Source organism: Marinobacter shengliensis, from assembly GCF_030297115.1.
In the GTDB taxonomy this organism is placed as follows: domain Bacteria; phylum Pseudomonadota; class Gammaproteobacteria; order Pseudomonadales; family Oleiphilaceae; genus Marinobacter; species Marinobacter shengliensis.
The window spans coordinates 2,519,485-2,539,478 of record NZ_AP028062.1 but is presented as its reverse complement, the minus strand read 5'-3'; the positions used below and the strand labels follow the sequence as shown (position 1 = coordinate 2,539,478).

Here is a 19,994-nt window from a genome sequence, read left to right as displayed (position 1 = left end):
GGTGGCTGATAACCAGCCTCTTTTTCAGCGTGTTGCTGTCATTGGCCTTGGGCTGATAGGTGGTTCCCTCGCCAGCGCTATTCGCAGCCACAACCTGGCGCGGGTTGTCGTGGGCTTTGATCAAAAACCGGAAGACGCGGCACTGGGCGTGGACCTCGGTGTTATTGACCAGGCAGCGACCACCCTGGAACAGGCGGTGCGAGGCAGTGATCTGGTGGTCCTGGCCGTGCCGGTGCGGGCAACGCGGGTGGTGCTTGAACAGATAAGACCCTGGCTGGCGAGTGACGCAGTGTTGACCGATGTCGGCAGCACCAAGTCCAGTTTCGTCGCAGATGTTAAAGCCGTATTCGGCAGCCTGTCGCCAAGAGTGATCCCTGGGCATCCGATTGCCGGCTCGGAGAAAAGTGGTATCCGGGCGGCCAACCCGGACCTGTTCGCCAATCACAAAGTCATTCTGACCCCGGCCGACGATGCCGATGCGGCGGCGCTTTCAGGGCTTACGGCGCTGTGGGAGGGCACCGGTGCAACGGTCCTGACCATGTCGGTGGCGTATCACGACGAAGTGTTGGCGGCCACCAGTCATTTGCCCCATCTCATTGCTTTTTCCCTGGTGGACACCCTGGCGGGCGAAGACGAGAATATGGACATTTTCCGGTACGCCGCCGGTGGCTTCCGGGACTTCACCCGCATTGCCGCCAGTGATCCGGTAATGTGGCATGACATTTTTTTGTCAAACCGCGATGCCGTGTTGCGCGTGATTGACCATTTTACCCAAGACCTGGATCAGCTCAGGGCGGCCATTGCCAATGGCGATGGCGCAACCCTGCTGCGGGTTTTCAGTCGCGCCAAAGCGGCGCGGGAACATTTTTCGAAGATGCTTTCAGGACAGGCTTACGTGACTAACAATACCGACAAGCAGGTTATTTTTTCTATGCAGCCCGGCGGTTCCGTTCGGGGTGACATTCGGGTTCCGGGTGACAAATCCATGTCGCACCGGTCGATCATGCTGGGTGCCCTGGCCGAAGGTATTACCGAGGTGAAGGGCTTTCTGGAAGGTGAGGACAGCCTGGCCACCTTGCAGGCATTCAGGGATATGGGCGTAACCATTGAGGGCCCGGAAGACGGCTTCGTGCGCATTCATGGCGTGGGTATGCACGGGCTCCAGGCACCGCGCGGCCCTCTGTACCTGGGTAACTCCGGTACGGCTATGCGCCTGTTCTCTGGCCTGCTGGCGGCGCAGCCGTTTGACTCCGAGTTAACCGGCGATGCCAGCTTGTCCAAGCGCCCAATGGGCCGGGTTGCTGACCCGCTGCGTGCGATGGGTGCGGTGATTGATACCGCCGAGGGTGGTCGCCCACCGCTCAGGATCCGCGGCGGTAACCCGTTGACCGGTATCCACTATGAAATGCCGGTTGCCAGTGCCCAGGTCAAGTCCTGCCTGCTACTGGCGGGCCTGTACGCCGAAGGCGTGACGTCGGTAACTGAACCCGCACCGACCCGTGACCATACCGAACGAATGCTGGAGGGCTTCGGTTACCACGTTCACCGTGATGGAGCCACAGCCAGCGTCACCGGTGGTGGCAAGCTGACTGCCTGCGCCATTGACGTGCCGGCGGATATTTCCTCGGCGGCATTCTTCCTGGTGGCGGCGAGTATCGCACCGGATTCCGACCTGACCCTGCGCCATGTTGGCATGAACCCGACACGGGTAGGGGTGATCAATATCCTTCGCCAGATGGGTGCCAACATTGAGGTACTCGAAGAGCGGGTGATTGGCGGCGAGCCTGTGGCTGACCTGCGCGTTCGGTCCGCAGAGCTGCGCGGTATTGATATTCCGGAAGACCAGGTGCCGCTGGCGATCGACGAATTCCCGGTGCTGTTTATTGCTGCAACCTGCGCCAAGGGCCGCACCGTGTTGCGTGGAGCAGAAGAGCTTCGGGTAAAAGAAAGTGACCGGATTCAGGTCATGGCGGACGGGCTTGCGGCTCTGGGCGTTGAAACCACGGTTACTCCGGATGGTATTGTCATCGAGGGCGGCCAGACCATTGGTGGCGGCACGGTTGAAAGCCATGAAGATCACCGGATCTCCATGTCGTTCGCCGTTGCCTCTCTGCGAGCCACTGGCCCTATCCGCATCAACGATTGTGCAAATGTGGCTACGTCGTTCCCGGGCTTTGTTGACCTGGCCAAACAGACTGGCATTCAAATCAGTACAGAAGGCGAGTTTTAATGACCCAAAGCAAGGCACCGGTAATCGCCGTTGATGGTCCCGGAGGTTCCGGTAAAGGTACCATCACTCAGATGCTGGCCAGAAAGCTTGGCTGGCATCTGCTCGACAGCGGGGCGCTTTATCGGTTGACGGCATTGGCGGCTATGCGACAGGGCGTGGCATTGAATGACGAAGCCGGTCTGGTAAAGGTGGCGGCCACCCTGGATGTGGCTTTCGAGCCCACCGGCGAAGGCCACCCGGTAAAGGTGGTGCTGGCAGGTGAGGACGTAACCTCGGAAATCCGCACTGAAACCTGTGGTGACAATGCCTCAAAGGTGGCGGTGATACAGCCGGTGCGGGATGCGCTGTTGCAGCGCCAGCGGGATTTTCGGCAGCTGCCCGGGCTGGTGGCAGATGGTCGGGATATGGGAACGGTGGTTTTCCCCGATGCGCCGGTAAAGATATTCCTGACCGCCAGTGCCGAGGAGCGGGCGCGGCGCCGTTATAATCAGTTGAAGCAAGCAGGGGTCGATGTTAACATTGACGCCCTTTTGGAAGAGATACGGGTGCGTGACGATCGGGATATGAACCGGTCAGCGGCCCCTCTCAAGCCTGCAGATGATGCGCAAGTCATTGATTCTACGGGTTTGAGTATAGAAGAGGTGTTAGACAGGTGTATGGCCGCAGCAGGTCAGGCCTGACTACACCTTTTTGTTGTTGGAATGCCGGAAACAGCGCTAAATTGCCAGCCGCTGGCTGATTCCGGAAATCGTTAACAGACCGTGTTGCTGGCGGCACGGAGCACACTTGCGTTGATCATATAGGGCACATAATGAGCGAGAGCTTTGCGGATCTTTTCGAAGAAAGTTTGAAAGAAATCGATATGCAACCAGGTTCCATTGTTCAGGGAACCGTTGTAGACGTCGATAACGACTGGGTCACCGTTAACGCCGGACTGAAGTCCGAAGGCGTTATCCCCGCCTCCCAGTTCCTGAACGAAAAAGGCGAGTTGGAAGTAGCTATCGGCGACGTTGTCGATGTGGCTCTCGATGCAGTTGAAGACGGTTTCGGTGAAACCCGTCTGTCCCGTGAGAAGGCCAAGCGCGCTGAAGCCTGGAAGGTACTTGAGAAGTCCTTCGAAGCGGAAGAAGTGGTCAAGGGTATTATCAATGGCAAGGTCAAAGGTGGTTTCACTGTTGATCTGGCTGGCATCCGTGCCTTCCTGCCGGGTTCCCTGGTAGACGTTCGTCCGGTTCGCGACACTGCGCACCTGGAGAACAAAGAACTCGAATTCAAGGTTATCAAGCTGGACCAGAAGCGTAACAACGTGGTTGTTTCCCGCCGCGCCGTTCTGGAAGCTGAAAACAGCGAGCAGCGCGAAGCTCTGCTGGAAACCCTGACCGAAGGTCTGGAAATCAAGGGTATCGTCAAGAACCTGACCGACTACGGCGCGTTCGTAGATCTGGGCGGTGTTGACGGCCTGCTGCACATCACCGATATGGCCTGGAAGCGCATCAAGCATCCGAGCGAAATCGTGAATGTGGGCGACGAAATCAATGTTAAGGTCCTGAAGTTTGATCGCGAGCGTAACCGCGTATCTCTGGGTCTGAAGCAGCTGGGTGAAGATCCGTGGGTAGAAATCAAGGCCCGTTACCCTGAAGGTGCCAAGGTTACTGCACGCGTCACCAACCTGACTGACTACGGCTGCTTTGCCGAGCTGGAAGAGGGTGTTGAAGGTCTGGTTCACGTATCCGAAATGGATTGGACCAACAAGAACATCCATCCGTCCAAGGTTGTTCAGGTAGGCGACGAAGTTGAAGTGATGATCCTGGATATCGACGAAGAGCGTCGTCGTATTTCCCTGGGCATCAAGCAGTGCGTTGCCAACCCGTGGGAAGACTTCTCCGGCAAGTTCAACAAGGGCGACCGTATCTCCGGTAAGATCAAGTCAATCACTGACTTCGGTATCTTCATCGGCCTGGACGGTGGCATCGACGGTCTGGTTCACCTGTCTGACATCAGCTGGAACGAGACTGGCGAAGAAGCCGTTCGCGAGTACAAGAAAGGCGACGAAGTTGAAACCGTTATCCTGTCTGTTGATCCAGAGCGCGAGCGCATCTCCCTGGGTATCAAGCAACTGGAAAGCGATCCGTTCGCCGAGTTCGTTCAACTGAACGACAAGGGCTCCATCGTTAAGGGTACTGTTTCTGCAGTAGACGCCAAAGGCGCTACCATTGCCCTGAACGAGGAAGTTGAGGCGGTACTGAAGGCTTCTGAAATCAGCCGTGACCGCGTTGAAGACGCGCGTAACGTTCTGAAAGAAGGCGAAGAAGTTGAAGCGAAGATCATCAGCATCGATCGCAAGAACCGCGTAATCAACCTGTCTGTCAAGTCCAAAGACGTTGAAGACGACAAGCAGGCTCTGGAAAACGTACGTAGCAAAACTGCAGAATCCTCTGGTGCGACCACCATCGGTGATCTGATCAAAGAGCAGATGCAGCAGCAAAACGCCAATAAGGATTAATTTTCCGGTTGGCATCAAAAAAAACGGGCTCTAAGAGCCCGTTTTTTTTGTGTTTTTTTCTGGTTTGGCTAAACTAGAGGCACTGGGACCCGGTAATTGACTGCGGAATAATAATGACAGAGGGAAACGCCTCATGACGAAGTCCGAACTGGTTGAACTGATTGCCTCCAAGCAAACACAGCTCTCCGTCAAGGATGTGGAGTTAGCGGTTAAGACCATCATCGAGCATATGTCTCAGGCCCTTGCCGATGGTCAGCGTATTGAAATCAGGGGATTTGGCAGCTTTTCCCTGCACCACCGGGCAGCCCGAACCGGGCGTAATCCGAAAACTGGTGAAGCGGTGCAACTGCCTGCCAAGTATGTTCCGCACTTCAAGCCCGGCAAAGAATTGCGTGAGCAGGTGAATGACAGCTTGAAGAAGGGTTTTTAAACCCGGTTCCAGGCAATGCTGATGGAACACCGCACTATCGGGCCTGGCGCCCGTCTGGAGAGATATTGACATGGCAGGACTGCAGAAGATCCTAATCACCGTTCTGGTTCTGGTTCTGATACTCCTGGCGCTGGTGTTTTCTCTGAACAATCAGATGGCCGTTTCGCTCAACTTCCTGTTGTTTGAAACGCAGCCCCATGGTGTTGCCGTCTGGATTATCATGTCGTTTGTGATTGGCGCCCTTGTGGGGGTGTTGATTACCTTACTTGCCACATTCCGTACGTCGGTGTCCCGGCGGACTCTCAAAAAAAGACTCGAGCGTGCTGAGCACGCATTAGAGAAATCCAGGGCACAGAACGACCGGGCAATTTGATGGAAATAGTTCTACAGTGGCTGCTTCTGACGGTAGCGGTCGCTGCCGGCTGGGTGGTCGGCAGGTTTGGTAGCCAGGGCAAGCGCCGCTCCCGGGCCATTTCCGATGAAGATTCCGTTCGCGACCGTCTGCAATTCCTGTTTACCAACTACTCTGACCAGGCTGTGGACAACTTTGTGCAGTCCCTGGCCGTCAATAAAGATACCGTTAGCCTGCATCTGTCTATCGGGAGCCATTTCCGCAATAAGGGCGAAACCGATCGCGCCATTCTGATCCACCAAAACCTGCTGGCCCGGCCCGAACTGCCGGCGCGCTATACGCCCCAGGTTACCCTGGAGCTGGCAATGGATTATCTCAATGCCGGCCTCCACGACCGGGCGGAAGCCCTGCTGCATCAGTTGATGGGGGACCGGGAGTACGGCCGCCGCGCTGCTACGGCCTTGATCGAGCTGTATCAGCAGGAGCGGGAGTGGGAAAAGGCTGCCCAGGTGGCACAGACCCTTACCCGTAGCGACGCAGATCCTGCGATGGTCAAAACACTGGCGTACATTACTTGCGAGTTGTCCGATGCGGCCCTGGCCAAAGACGATCGCTGGACTGCCCAGAAACTGGCCAAGGAAGCCCTCGACTACGACCGCTCCTGTGTTCGCGCAACCTTGTTGCTGATGAAACAGCAGATCCGCCAGGGCAACTTCCGCGAAGCCGGCAATCAAAGCCTGAAGGTGTTTGAACAGAACCCGGAGTTTGGTCCGGAGGCCATCGACCGCCTGATGAAGCTCGAGCGGGAACACGGTGATGTAGGCAGGCTGGTCAAAAAACTCCGCAAACTCTATGAACAGTATCCGAGTACCAGTTTGTTGCTGGCGCTGGTGGAGTCGGTGGAGCGGTCCTTTGGTCGCCCCGCTGCTATTGATCTGCTCCGGCAGGAGCTGGAAATTCGGCCTTCTGTTCGTGGCCTGCTCCGGCTGGTGGAAATGGCCGGCTATGAAAAAGGCATGACCACAGACGAAGGCCGCCTTGTCAGCCGTATTGGCCACCTGATTCTCGCCAACCGGCCGGTTTACCGTTGCGTCAGTTGCGGTTTCTCAGGCCAGCAGCTTCACTGGCTTTGCCCCAGCTGTAAGCAGTGGGAAACGGTGCGTCCCATCCAGGGCGTTGAAGCCGAATAATGTTTTAACCTTTTGAACCGGAACCTGACCGTGCAAAACCTTAATGACCCGAAAATCATCGTTGCCCTGGACTTCCCCTCCCAGAACCCGGCCCTGGCGCTGGCTGATCAGCTGGACCCGGCCAAATGCCGGTTGAAAGTAGGCAAAGAGTTGTTCACCCGTTCCGGCCCGGAATTGGTCAAATCACTGCAGGGCAGGGGCTTTGACGTGTTCCTGGATTTGAAATTCCACGACATCCCGAACACCACTTCCGCGGCGGTTGCCGCAGCGGCGGATCTGGGTGTGTGGATGGTAAATGTGCATGCCTCGGGTGGTGAGAAAATGATGGTTGCCTGCCGCGAGCGCCTGGAGTCGTTCGGGGCGGATAGGCCGCTGCTGATCGCCGTCACGGTGCTGACCAGTATGTCCGATGCGGACCTGGCCGGTATCGGCATCACCGGTTCCGCAGAGGCCCACGTTTCCCGTCTGGCCACCCTGACCAGAAACTGCGGCCTGGATGGCGTCGTCTGCTCCGCCCAGGAGGCCCCCAGACTGAAAACAGAGCAGGGCGCCGACTTCCAGCTAATCACCCCGGGAATCCGCCCGTTGACCGCCGATAAAGGTGACCAACAGCGCATCATGACCCCAACCGACGCCCTCAAAGCCGGCTCCGACTACCTCGTCATCGGCCGCCCCATCACCCAGGCGCCCGACCCTCTGGCTGCCCTTGAGGCCATTCACGCTGAGGTGATCTCGGTCTGACCTTGTTCGGGTGGTTGAGCTGTGGCCCTAGCCTGCTTGTTTTGGTGGGGCTGCAGTGTGGGACGGCCTTTCCAAAAAACGCTACGAGCACATCCATGTGCGCTTCGCTCCGGCCATCCATGGCCTCCGAGATTTTCGGGAGGGACACCCATCCGCGCCCTTCGGGCAAATGCGGGCATAGTCGTTAAGAGATCCAAGTGATCTTGTTAGTACTTTGCGGTTAAAGGAGTAAGAGCCTCAGTACACACTTTCGGGCTTCTAGTTGCCTATACTGGAAGTGTCCAAATGGCGGGGTGGGGAAGACCTTTCCGAAAATTTGCGGAGCCATGGATGGCGGAGCAGAAGCGCCACAGGGATGTGCCGTAAGGAGCGGTTTTCGGAAAGGTCTTCCCCACCTCGCCTTGCTCCCAAGCCGGCAGGTTAGGGGTAGGGTACAAGCAGCCATCACCAAAATTCAAAACCAGAACGAAAAAAGCCCGCTAATTCAAAGAACTAGCGGGCTTTCGGAATAGTGGCTCCCCGACCTGGGCTCGAACCAGGGACAAACGGATTAACAGTCCGTTGCTCTACCAACTGAGCTATCGGGGAACGTCGTCATGTGACGAGGCGCGTATATTAAGTTGGCTATACCGCCTCGTCAACCCTCTGACTAAAAATTTTTAGCCAAGCGCCTTCTGCAAACGCTCAACCGCCTTCTGCAGGTTATCCATGCTGGTCGCAAAGCTCAGGCGCATGTGGCCCGGGCTACCGAAGGCAGAACCCGGAACCAGGGCAACGCCCGCTTCGGTCAGCAGCTTCTCGGCAAACTCAACGTCTGTGTTCACGCCGTCAGTGGCATCGATTGCGCCCTGGAAGCTCGGGAACACATAGAAAGTGCCGTCGCCGTTCAGGCACTCAACGCCAGGCAACTTGTTCAGGGCAGCTACCAGCCAGTCGTGGCGTTCCTTGAACGCCTTGACCATCTCACCTACGCACTCCTGCGGGCCGTCCAGGGCTGCCTGGGCGGCGGCCTGGGAGATAGAGGCCGGGTTGGAGGTGCTCTGGGACTGGATTTTCTTCATGGCGCCGATGATCTTCGCCGGGCCTGCGGCGTAGCCGATGCGCCAGCCAGTCATGGAGTAGGCCTTGGACACACCGTTCAGTACGAAGGTACGGTCATACAGCTCCGGGCAGGCGTTCAGGATGTTGCAGAACGGTTTGCCAGTCCACAGGATCGGCTCGTACATGTCGTCGGTGGCAATCATGATGTTCGGGTGCTTTTTCAGCACCTCGCCAATCGCCTGCAGCTCTTCCAGGGTGTAAGCCATGCCGCTGGGGTTGGACGGGCTGTTGATCACAAACAGGCGGGTACGCTCGGTAATAGCGCTTTCCAGCTGCTCGGGGGTGATCTTGAAGCGGGTCTCGGCGGAGGTTTCGATAATCACCGGCTTGCCTTCAGCCACCAGCACCATGTCCGGGTAGGAAACCCAGTAAGGCGCGGGGATAATGGCTTCGTCCCCCGGGTTCAATGTGGCCAGGGCAAGGTTGAAAAAGCTCTGTTTGCCACCACTGCTTACCAGGATCTGGTTGGCTTCATATTCCAGGCCGTTGTCCCGTTTGAACTTCGCAATAATCGCTTTCTTCAGGGCCGGCGTACCATCAACGGCGGTGTACTTGGTCTGGCCGTTGTTAATGGCTTCAATGGCTGCCTGTTTGATGTGCTCGGGGGTGTCGAAGTCCGGCTCGCCAGCACCCAGGCCAATGATATCCTGGCCGGCCGCGCGGAGTTCTGCGGCTTTGTTGGTGACTGCGAGGGTGGGGGAAGGCTTGATCGCCTGTACTCGGCTGGAAAGTTGAAGGTCCAAACTTGAGCTCCTTAAAGCTGCGTCTTATGGGCTGCGATCGGCCGGGCAACTATGGAGCCAAAGGTGCTGGCTGTTTTTCTCCCAGCCGTCGATCGCACAGATGGTATCATGAAGCAGCCAGAACACTAAATTTCTTGTAGGGGTTGTGCCGTATTGCGGCCGGCGCCGAACCCGGAGGTTAATCGCCAGTTATGGCCAGTAAAGCATCCAGCGCTTCCCGTGAAGGTGTGTTCCGAGTTGATTCCCCATATCAGCCGGCCGGTGACCAGCCCAAGGCCATCGCCGGCCTGGTGGATGGCATTCATTCCGGGCTGGCGCACCAGACGTTGCTGGGGGTGACCGGCTCAGGCAAGACGTTCACCATTGCCAACGTGATCCAGGACGTGCAGCGGCCCACCATCATCATGGCCCACAACAAGACCCTGGCGGCGCAGCTGTACGGCGAGTTCAAGGAGTTCTTTCCGGATAACGCGGTGGAGTATTTCGTGTCTTACTACGATTACTACCAGCCGGAAGCCTATGTGCCGTCGTCTGATACCTTCATCGAGAAAGATGCCTCCATCAACGAACACATTGAACAAATGCGTTTGTCTGCCACCAAGGCGTTGCTGGAACGGCCGGATGCGATCATCGTGGCGACGGTGTCGTCCATCTACGGTTTGGGTGATCCGGAATCCTACCTGAAGATGATGCTGCACCTTGACCGGGGTGATCAGATAGATCAGCGCTCGATTCTGCGCCGGCTGGCAGAGCTCCAGTACACCCGTAACGACATAGAGTTCCACCGCGCCAACTACCGGGTTCGGGGCGATGTGATTGATGTGTTCCCGGCGGAATCGGAGCGGGAAGCCATTCGCATCGAATTGTTTGACGATGAAGTGGAGAACCTCAGCTACTTCGATCCGCTGACCGGCGAGGTACTGCGCCGTGTGCCACGGGTAACCATCTATCCGAAGTCTCACTATGTGACGCCCCGGCAGAAGGTGCTGGACGCGGTCGAGAATATCCGGGCGGAGCTGGACGTGCGTTTGCAGCAGTTGCGGGATAACCACCGGCTGGTGGAGGCCCAGCGCCTTGAGGAGCGCACCCGCTACGACATGGAAATGATGATGGAGCTGGGTTACTGCAACGGCATCGAGAACTACTCTCGCTATTTGTCTGGCCGGGCGCCCGGTGAGCCGCCACCCACCCTGTTTGATTATCTGCCGCCGAACGCCTTGCTGGTGGTGGACGAATCCCACGTGACCATTCCGCAAATCGGCGCCATGTACAAGGGCGACCGTTCCCGGAAGGAAACGCTGGTTGAGTATGGTTTTAGGCTGCCGTCGGCACTGGATAACCGGCCCATGCGGTTTGAGGAGTGGGAGCGAATTGCCCCCCAGATGATCTTCGTGTCGGCCACGCCGGGTAACTATGAGGCGGAGCACGCCGGCCAGGTGGTAGAGCAGGTGGTTCGGCCGACCGGCCTGCTGGACCCGGTGATCGAGGTGCGGCCAGCGTCTACCCAGGTGGATGACCTGCTCTCGGAAATCCACGCACGGGTGGCGGTGGAGGAGCGGGTGCTGGTCACTACCCTGACCAAGCGCATGGCCGAAGACCTTACCGATTTCCTTATGGAACACGACATTCGCGTTCGGTATCTGCACTCAGACATCGACACCGTAGAGCGCGTTGAGATTATCCGGGATTTACGCCGGGGCGAGTTTGATGTGCTGGTGGGCATCAACCTGTTGCGGGAAGGCCTGGATATGCCGGAAGTATCTCTGGTGGCGATTCTGGACGCAGACAAGGAAGGCTTCCTGCGCAGTGAACGCTCGTTGATCCAGACCATTGGCCGTGCCGCCCGTAACCTCAACGGTAAAGCCATTTTGTACGGGGACCGCATTACCGGTTCCATGCAGCGGGCCATTGACGAAACCGAACGCCGGCGAGCGAAGCAGGCGGCCCATAACGAAGAGCACGGTATTACCCCGAAAGGCCTGAACAAGAAGATCGCCGATGTCATGGAGGGAGCCACTGGCGGTGGGCGCGGTCGCCGTAAGGCGGAACGTCCGGGCCAGAAGGCCGCGGAAGAGGCGGAAGGTTATATGGTCAAGGCAGGCAAGCGCTCTCCGGAAGAGTTGCTCAAGGAAGTGACGCGCCTGGAGGATGACATGTACAAGGCCGCCGCCGACCTGGATTTCGAAACCGCAGCGCGATTGCGGGACCAGATCTCCGAACTCAAGGAAGCGGCGATTCGTACCGGCTGATCAGGGTCGTTTCGGCCCGACGATCACGGCCGCCTGCAAGGGTTGGTTGCGGCCGTAGCTGGACATCTTGCCAAATACCCGTTTGTCGACAGGTAAATATTGTTTGTCGGCGACGGTCTCGCCCACGTCAGTATCGATCTCCGGGTCGTGCAGGTACACAAACTCTTCATCCATGGCGCACACGGTCACCCAGTGGGGTACACGACTGCGGTTGAGCTGCCAGGTACTGATCAGGATGACCGGGATGCGGCCCTCGTGCAGGGCGGCTTCCATGGCTTCCAGGGTCAGTGGGTCATGGTGCAGCTGGATGCCGGTCTGGCCAATATCGTGCAGGAAGCCTTCGTGCACCAGTTCCAATACCCGCTTTTTATCGTCGTTACGCACGGTATCCTTAAACAGGGCGCCTTCCTGACTGATCCAGGCGCTGGCCTCAAAGCCTCGGTGCCAGGCTGACAAGGCCAGGCCATGGGGCCCGCAGCCACCGTGACCGGCGAGCATGAAAATGGTAGTGGCCTCCCGCCAGATCTTCAATTCTTCCAGGGTGTTCAACTGCTGGTCTTCGTCCAGGGCAGCCATGGCCATGATCAGGGCAGAGGGACCGCAGGTAAACTCTGTGGTTTGGGGGTAATAGGGTACCGGGAGATACTCCCGGGAAGGCTCGTAATAGAGAATACGCCGTTCGAAGCGCAGGGCATCGCCATGGTCTTCGTAATAGTCCCGGTAGGTACCGAATTGGCGATAGCCCAATCGTTTGTATAGATTGATTGCACCGGCGTTATCTTCCCGAACCTCCAGGCGCATGATGATGCGGTCTGCTTCTACGGCTTCCTTCTCTGCCTCCCGCACCAATTGCTCGCCCACGCCCCTGCCGCGCACGGTTGGCGATACCGCGATTGAATAAATCCGTGCCAGACGGGTGGCGGCATTCATCAGCACCAGGCAATAGCCCACCAGCTCGGAGCCTTGCTCCGCCACTATCAGGCGGTCCCGTGGCATTTCCAGGAACCGTCGGAAACTGCGTCGGGAAATACGGTCATCGGTAAAACAACGATTTTCCAACTGCACCAGGGCAGTCAGATCGTCGGCGACTGCTTGTCGAAGCAAAACATCATGCATGGTTAACAAATCCCGGTCGCGAAAATCGCAGAAGCTGGCGAGCGCTTCCACCGCAGCTATTATGGTAGAGACAGGTTGGTTTCGATAGCAGGCGATCATGCGTAAAAGCACGCATCCAGCCTGGATTGTACCAGACGTCACAGCGGCGTATTGTTGCGCCCATTACCCGGCTGAACCTTTCAGGGAGGAATGCCTTTAATGTCCCGTTTGTTAATCGTTGTGGACCGTGCCAAAGACTGGTCACCCTATTACCCCAGCGAGGATGTACTGACCTTTGATCAGTATCTGAATTTTTCCGCCCCCGCCAATAGCCGGGTGCGTGTGATCAACCTTTGCCAGAGCGCGAAATACCTGAGCCGGGGTTATTACTGTTCTTTGTTGGCAGAGGCCCGGGGCCACCATGTGGTGCCCTCGGTGATGACCTTGAACGATTTGAGCCGCAAGGGCTTGTTCTCGCTGGAGCTGGAAGAGCTGGATCACAGCGTCATTCAGTGGCTGGAGCAGGAAGCCCGGGAAATTGACCCGGCCACTGATGAGCGGGATGCCACCCACGAAGTGCGCATTCGCACCTATTTTGGCCAGGCAGAGCATGCGGATCTCAAGCCGGTAGCCCGGGCCTTGTTTGAGCGCTTTCCCTGCCCAATTCTGGAAGTGGTGTTCCGCCACCGCAAGCAATGGCAGATCGAATCCATGAAACCGGCCGCCCCGGCGGATCTGGATGAGCGCGAACAGGATGTGTTTGCGGCGGCGCTCGACCGTTTCAGCAGCATGATCTGGCGCAAGCCGAGAACGCGTCGGCGCTATCGTTTTGATCTGGCCATGCTGGTGAACCCGGAAGAGGAAATGCCCCCGAGTGATGAGGCCGCCCTAAAAAGATTTGAGCGGGCAGGGCGAAAGCTGGGTATCAATGTAGAAAGAATTACCCGTCGGGACTACATGCGGTTGCCGGAATACGATGGCCTGTTCATTCGGGAAACCACCGCGATTGATCATCACACCTACCGGTTTGCCCGCAAGGCAGAGGCGGAAGGTATGGTGGTTATTGATGACCCGGTCTCGATACTGCGTTGCACCAACAAGGTGTTCCTGGCGGACCTGCTGAAGAACAACAAGGTGCCAACCCCAAAAACACTGATCCTGTCCAAAGATCAGAAAGATGCGGTTGATCAGGTGGTCAGTGAGCTGGGTTTCCCGGTGGTCATCAAGATTCCGGACGGCGCCTTCTCAAGGGGCGTGGCCAAAGCCAAGGATGAGAAAGAGCTGAGGGCGGGCCTTAAAGAGCTGTTCAAGCAATCAGCACTGGTGTTGGCCCAAGAGTATTTCTACACCGATTACGACTGGCGCATTGGTGTGTTGGGCGGCCGCGCCATCTATGCCTGCAAATACATGATGGTGAAGGGGCATTGGCAGATCTACCAACACGGTGGCGCGGCGGTGGAAAGCGGCGGGTTTGAAACCATGCCTACCTATGAGGTGCCCCGGAATGTCATCCAGGCGGCGCTGAACTCCACCCGACTGATCGGTAATGGACTGTATGGGGTGGACATCAAACAGGCCGGCAACCGGGTGGCCGTCATTGAGGTAAACGACAACCCCAGCATCGATTCCGGTGTGGAAGACAAATTCCTGGGCGGCGAGCTTTATACCCTGGTCATGCAGGAGTTCCTGTCCCGCATGGAAGAAAACCGGCGCCGGTAATACCGGCGCTTGATCAGCTTGCAGACACCCAAACCCGGACTGAACCAAACCAGGGATAGGGTGCCAGCACCTCCCGGACGCTTTCGGTGGTCAACGCGGGTGCGGGATGCTGTTCGTCCAGGAAGACTTCGATATGAACCCGGTTTTTGAGGTAATGCAGTCTCAGCCGGCTATGTGGTGGCAGCTCACCGAGCTGCTGCGACAGCAGGTGGCGGATATCCTCGCGGCTGGGTAAGTGTGGGTCGGTCTGATGCGGTGTGTGTTCGTCGTTCTCGGCATCGATATGAAAGTTGATGTCCCGGATATTATCGATGGCGTCCCTCATGCCGGAAACCACCTTCATGCCGATCTGGTGTCCCTCAGAAACGCTTATCTCAGGCCGAACAACCAGGTGGACATCCAGTAGTATGTCGTGACCCATACGCCGGCTGCGTAGCTCGTGAACATTGCGCACGCCGTCTGTGTCCATGGCAATGGCTCGCAACACCCGGGTATCTTCCGCAGACAGTCCGGTATCGACGAGTTCCTTGACGCTGTCCCAGGTGAATTTCCAGCCAATATGAATAATGATGCCGGAGATAACCACAGCGGCAAGGGTATCCAGCCAAACATATCCGACCATTGCACCGACAGTGGAAACCAGAACAACGACCGATGAAAATGCGTCTGTCCGGCTGTGCCAGGCGTTTGCGATCAGCAGGTCGGATCGAATTTTGATGCCCACATGGCGGGTATAACGGTAGATCCATTCCTTGGAGGCGACCGATATCCCCGCAGCAACCAGAACCGGCCAGCCCGGTACCGCGAGATCCTCTCCGGAGACCAGGCGCAGAATGTTCTCCCAGGCAAGGGCTGCGCCCACGGCAATCAGTATGCTCCCCAGCAGTAGTGTGCCAAGCGTCTCGATGCGCTGATGTCCGTAGGGATGGTCATCATCCGGGCCTTTACGTGACAGCCGCATCACTGCAAGCACAACCCAGTCTGAGATAACGTCGGTAAACGAGTGGATGCCATCCACCACCAGGGCGTGGGAATGAAAAAGAGTGCCACCAATAACTTTTATCACGCCAAGGGCTGCATCCAGGACCATGCCAATAATAGTGACCCGGGAGGCGGCGTGTTTTTCCTGTTGCAAGTCCTTGTCAGTCCTTAGATGGGCCTTTGGGGGCTGATCCATGGCTCAGGCTCCGATCATTCTGTTGGTAGCCAGTATAGCCGCAGGAATGGAAAATTTGGGGAGAATTAATCGGGAAACGCAGGTCGATTTATGCACATGATGACAAAGTCGTTACCCGCTACCACTTTGTAACTAAAGTCGTCAAATGGTTATTTTGTCTTTTTAACACATTGATTTTTATGTAAAATTTAACTGATCAAAAAATGATCAATTTGTAGGCTGGCGCAGTTATCAAGGGGTCGAGACGCTTGCCCCGACATTTTCAACAGAGTTATCCACAGATTCCGTGGAAAAGCCCCGCCAGCCGCTGAGGCATGGGCTTTTACGTTGTATTGAAGGTTCGGGAGGATGGTGTGGAAAACTTCCGGTATACTCCGGCCACCCCTCGGCAAGGAGCTCCAAGATGTACAGCATGCTACGTAATTTACTTTTCCGGCTGCCCCCGGAACAGGCCCATAATGCTGCCCTCAGGGGGCTGGATCTGGCCTACAAAACCGGCATTATAAATATTGTTTCAAGGCGCCCGGAGCCGTGCCCGGTTAATGTCATGGGGCTGGAGTTCCCCAATCCGGTAGGCCTGGCCGCCGGCCTGGACAAAAATGCTGACCACCTGAATGCCCTGGGAACCCTGGGTTTCGGGTTCATTGAAGTGGGCACCGTCACACCCCTGGCACAGCCGGGCAACCCCAAGCCGCGGATGTTCCGCCTGCCCGAACACCAGGCCATCATCAACCGCATGGGCTTTAATAATGAAGGCCTTGGTCATCTGGTGAGCAATGTTGAGAAGCGTCGTTATCGCGGTATCCTGGGCATTAACGTGGGCAAGAACAAAGATACCCCGAACGAGCAGTCCGAACAGGACTACCGTAAGGGCATCGCCGCAGTTTACCCCCATGCCGACTACATCACGGTAAACGTGTCGTCGCCAAATACCCCGGGGCTGCGTGATCTGCAGTTCGGCGACTCGTTGAAGCAGCTATTGCACGCGATCAAAGACGAACAGGCGATCTGCGAGAAAAATATTGGTCGTTATGTACCGGTAGCTGTGAAGATTGCCCCGGATATGGATGATGCAGGCATTCGCTTTGTCGCCGGGGCATTACTCGAGGCGGGCCTGGATGGTGTGATTGCCACAAACACCACTATCAGCCGGGAAGCGGTTCAAGGACACAAGCACGAGCAGGAAGCTGGCGGTTTGAGTGGTGCACCGGTGCGCGAGGCGTCTTTACGGGTTATTCAGGGGTTGTACGCCGAGTTGGGGGACAGAATCCCGATTATTGGCGTTGGCGGTATCACTGATGGCGAGAGTGCGGCCGAGAAAATCCGGGCAGGGGCGAAACTGGTGCAAATCTACACCGGCTTTATTTACAAAGGCCCAGCTTTGATTAACGAAGCAGTAGAAGCGATCAGGAAAGAACAGCATAAGTAGTGAGGCCAGAAAGAAGGTGGGCCCGCTGAGCGGGCCCTTGCGGGGAACGAACCCCGTAGCGCTTCTTCGCATGGTACGGGGCGGGAGGCCCCGTTTTGGTTGCTCTGGTTACTGCGTCAGATTGTGGTGTAGCTACAACTAAAAGAGATCAGGTTAAACGGGGTATGCCAACACCGCGGTCATGTTGCGGTTACGTTGGCAAGCTTGTGGATGCCGGAGACGCCGGTCATGCCCTCCCAGTTATCTGTGCGGCCTTCTCGCCACCCGTTCAGCCATTCCTGGCGTACCTCTGCTTGGTCTAACGGGCAGCTGTCTTTGGATTTGCCGGACACGCCAGCGAGATAACCCCGCTTGAATGCACGAGCGTACATGTCTCTCTTCTGTCTTTTCATGCCGTTCCTCACTGATGGATTAACAGAACAAGCGTGTACACATCTGCCGTGGCCATGGTAAAGAAGGCACCCATCCGGGATAACCCACTATTGCCAGTTCCGGCCAGAGCAGTCAGGATCCTGTTAACGGAAGCACGGTTATGTTGGCTTCCAGAACGACGCGTCAACTACAAGGTAAGACGAACCTTGCGCGGATGTACACTATTTATTTCATCTATATGAAGCTTTTCTTATAGGTTTGTGAAATAACGATGACGGCCCGAATTCGGGTTTTGCTGCTATTCCGGCGGCTTACCGGCTCTATCCAGAAAACCAGGAGTTGATTTTGTCCAAGCATGTCTTTTTCGTAACCTGCCCCAAGGGTGTTGAGTATCTCCTGGCCGATGAGCTGGAAAGCTTTGGCCTGGCTCAAGTGCGCAACGCGCCGGCGGGCGTCTGGGTAGAAGGGGAGCTGGAAGCCGGATATCGCGCCTGTTTGTGGTCCCGGCTGGCCAACCGGGTCATCCTGCACATTGCCGAGATGGATGCCCGTAGTGCTGACGAACTTTATGAGGGCGTGGTGTCTCTGGACTGGCAATCGCACATTCCCGTCAACGGCAGCTTTCGAGTGACTTTCCTGGGGCAGAACGAAGAAATTCGGAACACACAGTTCGGTGCCCAGAAAGTCAAAGACGGTATCGTAGACAGCATTCGGGGCGCAGGCCTGCCGCGGCCCTCGGTCGCACCAAAAGATCCGGATGTCACCATCTCTGCCCGTCTGAACCGAGGGCGGCTGTCGGTTGGGCTGGACCTTAGCGGGCATAGCCTGCACATGCGGGGATACCGCACTGAACAGGGCCTTGCGCCGTTGAAGGAAAACCTCGCGGCCGCGTTGCTGCTGCGGGCCGGTTGGCCGGAAATTGCAGACGCCGGCGGCGACTTTGTTGATCCCATGTGTGGTTCCGGAACGCTGGTGATTGAAGCAGCATTGATGGCGCTGGACATTGCGCCGGGCCGGAAGATTGAGCGTTTTGGTTTTGAAAAATGGCCAGGCCATCAGCCGGAACTTTGGCTGGCATTGCGCCAGGAAGTCGAGCGCCGCGCACACGAAGGCAAAAACAAGCGCATACCGGCGTTTGCCGGTTTCGATCAGGACGACCGGGTGATCGACACGGCCCGCAACAACCTACGCCGGGCTGGTCTGGACAACATCGTAAGCGTAGAGCCCCGGCCGGTATCGGCGTTTGAGCGGCAGCCGGACTGGGCGGATAAGGGCCTGGTGCTGACCAATCCTCCCTATGGTGAACGCCTGAGCGAGCGCAAAGAGCTGGCCGCGCTTTATCAAACCCTCGGTGAAACCGTCTTGCGTGAACTGCCGGGGTGGCGCCTGGCCGTGTTCACCGGTGCACCGGAATTCGGTAAATCCATTGGCCTGCGAAGCTTCAAGCAATACAAATTGTTTAATGGCAAGTTGCCAGCGCAGCTGTTGTTGTTCGAGGTGCAGCCTGAAAACGCCCGAACACCGCGAGACCCGGCTGCGCCCGGGCAGGTTATGCCACGCATCGCCAACCCCGAACGGGCAGACATGCTACGCAATCGCCTGAAGAAGAACCTGAAAACCATCGGCCAGTGGGCGCGGAAGCAGAATGTCAGCTGCTACCGGCTTTACGATGCCGATATGCCTGAATACGCGTTGGCCATCGACCTATACGATGGCAGGGTGCACGTGCAGGAGTACCTGGCCCCGAAGTCTATCGACGAAAAAGCCGCCCGGGAACGTCTGGCCGAGGCTCTGGCGGTCATACCGGAAGTGCTGGACGTTGCCCCCGAGAATCTGGTGTGCAAACAACGCCAGCGTCAAACCGGCACCAAACAGTATGAGAAACAGGCCGCAACCGGCGAATACTTCAACGTGCACGAACACGGCTGCACCCTGAGGGTAAACCTGAAAGACTACCTCGACACTGGCCTGTTCCTGGATCACCGCCCGGTGCGCCACTGGATTCAGCAGCATGCCCGTGGCAAACGCTTTCTGAACCTGTTCTCCTACACCGGCGCAGCCACGGTACACGCAGCCGTTGGCGGCGCCAGCCGGTCCCTGAGCCTGGATATGTCGAAAACCTACGTGAGCTGGGCCCAGGACAACCTCGCCCTGAACGGCGCCGACCCGCGCAAGCACGTGGTAGAGCAGGCGGATTGCCTGTCCTGGCTGGCGGACCGCAAAACCGCCAACCAGACCTTCGACCTGATTTTCATGGACCCGCCCACGTTCTCCAACTCAGCGAGAATGGCTGGTGTTCTCGATATTCAGCGGGATCACGGCACCTTGGTTCGTCAGTGTATGGAGCGGTTATCCAGTGACGGCCTGTTGATATTCTCCAACAACTTTCGGAAGTTTAAACTGGACGAAGACCTGGCGGCAGAATTCGAAGTGAAGGAAGTGACCGCCAGTACGCTGGATAAAGACTTCCAGAGAAATCAGAAGATTCACCGCTGCTGGCACATCCAGCACAAACTTACCGATTAAGCGTTGTTTTAAAGCGGCCTGCATAAAGGTCTGGGTTAAGAGGGACGGGGGTTCTTTCCTGGAATCTCGGAGGCCATGGATGGCCGGAGCGAAGCGCACATGGGTGAGGCAAGTGTTTATGAAGCGAAGCTTCATGC

General features: G+C 57.1%; 15 protein-coding genes and 1 tRNA gene. 11 read left to right on the top strand and 5 right to left on the bottom strand.

From position 1 onward, the window contains the following. Nucleotide 1: 1 nt before the first annotated feature. The 7 genes from QUE75_RS11655 (at nt 2) to pyrF (ending at nt 7,446) form a co-directional block, all read left to right on the top strand. The gene (locus QUE75_RS11655; protein WP_286250267.1) at nt 2-2,230 is read left to right on the top strand and encodes a bifunctional prephenate dehydrogenase/3-phosphoshikimate 1-carboxyvinyltransferase; all 2,229 of its coding nucleotides are present in this window, start codon (nt 2-4) and stop codon (nt 2,228-2,230) included. Continuing rightward, nucleotides 2,230-2,910 (top strand): (d)CMP kinase, encoded by a 681-nt coding sequence (gene cmk, locus QUE75_RS11650; protein ID WP_061332741.1) that lies wholly within the window; start codon nt 2,230-2,232, stop codon nt 2,908-2,910. Before QUE75_RS11655 ends, cmk begins: the two co-directional genes overlap by 1 nt. Nucleotides 2,911-3,041: 131 nt before the next feature. Beyond that, nucleotides 3,042-4,733: a 30S ribosomal protein S1 gene (gene rpsA / locus QUE75_RS11645; RefSeq protein WP_058090540.1), complete on the top strand. Its 1,692-nt coding sequence runs from the start codon at nt 3,042-3,044 to the stop codon at nt 4,731-4,733. A 133-nt stretch (nt 4,734-4,866) separates the two neighbouring features. Further along, nucleotides 4,867-5,163, top strand: a complete 297-nt coding sequence (locus QUE75_RS11640) for an integration host factor subunit beta (RefSeq protein ID WP_058090541.1) — start codon at nt 4,867-4,869, stop codon at nt 5,161-5,163. Between the two features lie 70 nt (nt 5,164-5,233). Then, nucleotides 5,234-5,536 (top strand): LapA family protein, encoded by a 303-nt coding sequence (locus tag QUE75_RS11635; RefSeq protein WP_061332743.1) that lies wholly within the window; start codon nt 5,234-5,236, stop codon nt 5,534-5,536. Continuing rightward, nucleotides 5,536-6,705: a lipopolysaccharide assembly protein LapB gene (gene lapB, locus QUE75_RS11630; RefSeq protein WP_061332744.1), complete on the top strand. Its 1,170-nt coding sequence runs from the start codon at nt 5,536-5,538 to the stop codon at nt 6,703-6,705. Before QUE75_RS11635 ends, lapB begins: the two co-directional genes overlap by 1 nt. Before the next feature lie 30 nt (nt 6,706-6,735). After that, nucleotides 6,736-7,446, top strand: a complete 711-nt coding sequence (gene pyrF / locus QUE75_RS11625) for an orotidine-5'-phosphate decarboxylase (RefSeq protein WP_286250260.1) — start codon at nt 6,736-6,738, stop codon at nt 7,444-7,446. A gap of 512 nt (nt 7,447-7,958) precedes the next feature. On the opposite strand, the gene QUE75_RS11620 is transcribed toward pyrF, so the two are convergent. Together QUE75_RS11620 and QUE75_RS11615 are read right to left on the bottom strand one after the other, a co-directional pair. Then, nucleotides 7,959-8,034 (bottom strand) — tRNA-Asn (locus QUE75_RS11620). 71 nt (nt 8,035-8,105) lie between these two features. Beyond that, nucleotides 8,106-9,290 carry a pyridoxal phosphate-dependent aminotransferase gene (locus tag QUE75_RS11615; protein ID WP_286250257.1) on the bottom strand — a complete coding sequence of 395 codons (1,185 nt, stop codon included), beginning with the start codon at nt 9,288-9,290 and terminating at the stop codon, nt 8,106-8,108. A gap of 191 nt (nt 9,291-9,481) precedes the next feature. On the opposite strand from QUE75_RS11615, the gene uvrB reads away from it, so the two are divergent. Further along, on the top strand, nt 9,482-11,539 hold the full coding sequence (gene uvrB / locus QUE75_RS11610) for an excinuclease ABC subunit UvrB (RefSeq protein ID WP_286250256.1): 2,058 nt from the start codon (nt 9,482-9,484) through the stop codon (nt 11,537-11,539). On the opposite strand, the gene rimI is transcribed toward uvrB, so the two are convergent. Next, on the bottom strand, nt 11,540-12,655 hold the full coding sequence (rimI, locus tag QUE75_RS11605) for a ribosomal protein S18-alanine N-acetyltransferase (RefSeq protein WP_286250254.1): 1,116 nt from the start codon (nt 12,653-12,655) through the stop codon (nt 11,540-11,542). It lies immediately after the preceding gene. A gap of 198 nt (nt 12,656-12,853) precedes the next feature. Between rimI and QUE75_RS11600 the strand changes: the two genes are divergently transcribed. Beyond that, on the top strand, nt 12,854-14,353 hold the full coding sequence (locus QUE75_RS11600) for a RimK family protein (RefSeq protein WP_138437592.1): 1,500 nt from the start codon (nt 12,854-12,856) through the stop codon (nt 14,351-14,353). 13 nt (nt 14,354-14,366) lie between these two features. Here the strand turns inward: QUE75_RS11600 and QUE75_RS11595 are convergent, their stop codons facing one another. Continuing rightward, entirely contained in the window at nt 14,367-15,530 is a 1,164-nt protein-coding gene (locus QUE75_RS11595) for a cation diffusion facilitator family transporter (protein ID WP_286250249.1), read from the bottom strand. 403 nt (nt 15,531-15,933) lie between these two features. Between QUE75_RS11595 and QUE75_RS11590 the strand changes: the two genes are divergently transcribed. Then, complete coding sequence (locus tag QUE75_RS11590; protein ID WP_286250247.1) at nt 15,934-16,959, top strand: quinone-dependent dihydroorotate dehydrogenase; 1,026 nt, start codon at nt 15,934-15,936, stop codon at nt 16,957-16,959. Nucleotides 16,960-17,138: 179 nt separating this feature from the next. Here QUE75_RS11590 and rmf read toward each other — a convergent pair whose 3' ends face one another. Continuing rightward, the gene (gene rmf, locus QUE75_RS11585) at nt 17,139-17,351 is read right to left on the bottom strand and encodes a ribosome modulation factor (protein ID WP_058090550.1); all 213 of its coding nucleotides are present in this window, start codon (nt 17,349-17,351) and stop codon (nt 17,139-17,141) included. Nucleotides 17,352-17,676: 325 nt separating this feature from the next. Between rmf and rlmKL the strand changes: the two genes are divergently transcribed. After that, nucleotides 17,677-19,857, top strand: a complete 2,181-nt coding sequence (rlmKL, locus tag QUE75_RS11580; RefSeq protein ID WP_286250243.1) for a bifunctional 23S rRNA (guanine(2069)-N(7))-methyltransferase RlmK/23S rRNA (guanine(2445)-N(2))-methyltransferase RlmL — start codon at nt 17,677-17,679, stop codon at nt 19,855-19,857. The last annotated feature ends 137 nt before the right edge of the window (nt 19,858-19,994 follow it).

Coding starts and splice junctions, on each gene's coding strand:
- cmk (WP_061332741.1), top strand. CDS start 2,230: ATGACCCAAAGCAAGGCACCGGTAATCGCCGTTGATGGTCCCGGAGGT.
- rpsA (WP_058090540.1), top strand. CDS start 3,042: ATGAGCGAGAGCTTTGCGGATCTTTTCGAAGAAAGTTTGAAAGAAATC.
- QUE75_RS11640 (WP_058090541.1), top strand. CDS start 4,867: ATGACGAAGTCCGAACTGGTTGAACTGATTGCCTCCAAGCAAACACAG.
- QUE75_RS11635 (WP_061332743.1), top strand. CDS start 5,234: ATGGCAGGACTGCAGAAGATCCTAATCACCGTTCTGGTTCTGGTTCTG.
- lapB (WP_061332744.1), top strand. CDS start 5,536: ATGGAAATAGTTCTACAGTGGCTGCTTCTGACGGTAGCGGTCGCTGCC.
- uvrB (WP_286250256.1), top strand. CDS start 9,482: ATGGCCAGTAAAGCATCCAGCGCTTCCCGTGAAGGTGTGTTCCGAGTT.
- rimI (WP_286250254.1), bottom strand. CDS start 12,655: ATGCATGATGTTTTGCTTCGACAAGCAGTCGCCGACGATCTGACTGCC.
- QUE75_RS11600 (WP_138437592.1), top strand. CDS start 12,854: ATGTCCCGTTTGTTAATCGTTGTGGACCGTGCCAAAGACTGGTCACCC.
- QUE75_RS11595 (WP_286250249.1), bottom strand. CDS start 15,530: ATGGATCAGCCCCCAAAGGCCCATCTAAGGACTGACAAGGACTTGCAA.
- QUE75_RS11590 (WP_286250247.1), top strand. CDS start 15,934: ATGTACAGCATGCTACGTAATTTACTTTTCCGGCTGCCCCCGGAACAG.
- rmf (WP_058090550.1), bottom strand. CDS start 17,351: ATGAAAAGACAGAAGAGAGACATGTACGCTCGTGCATTCAAGCGGGGT.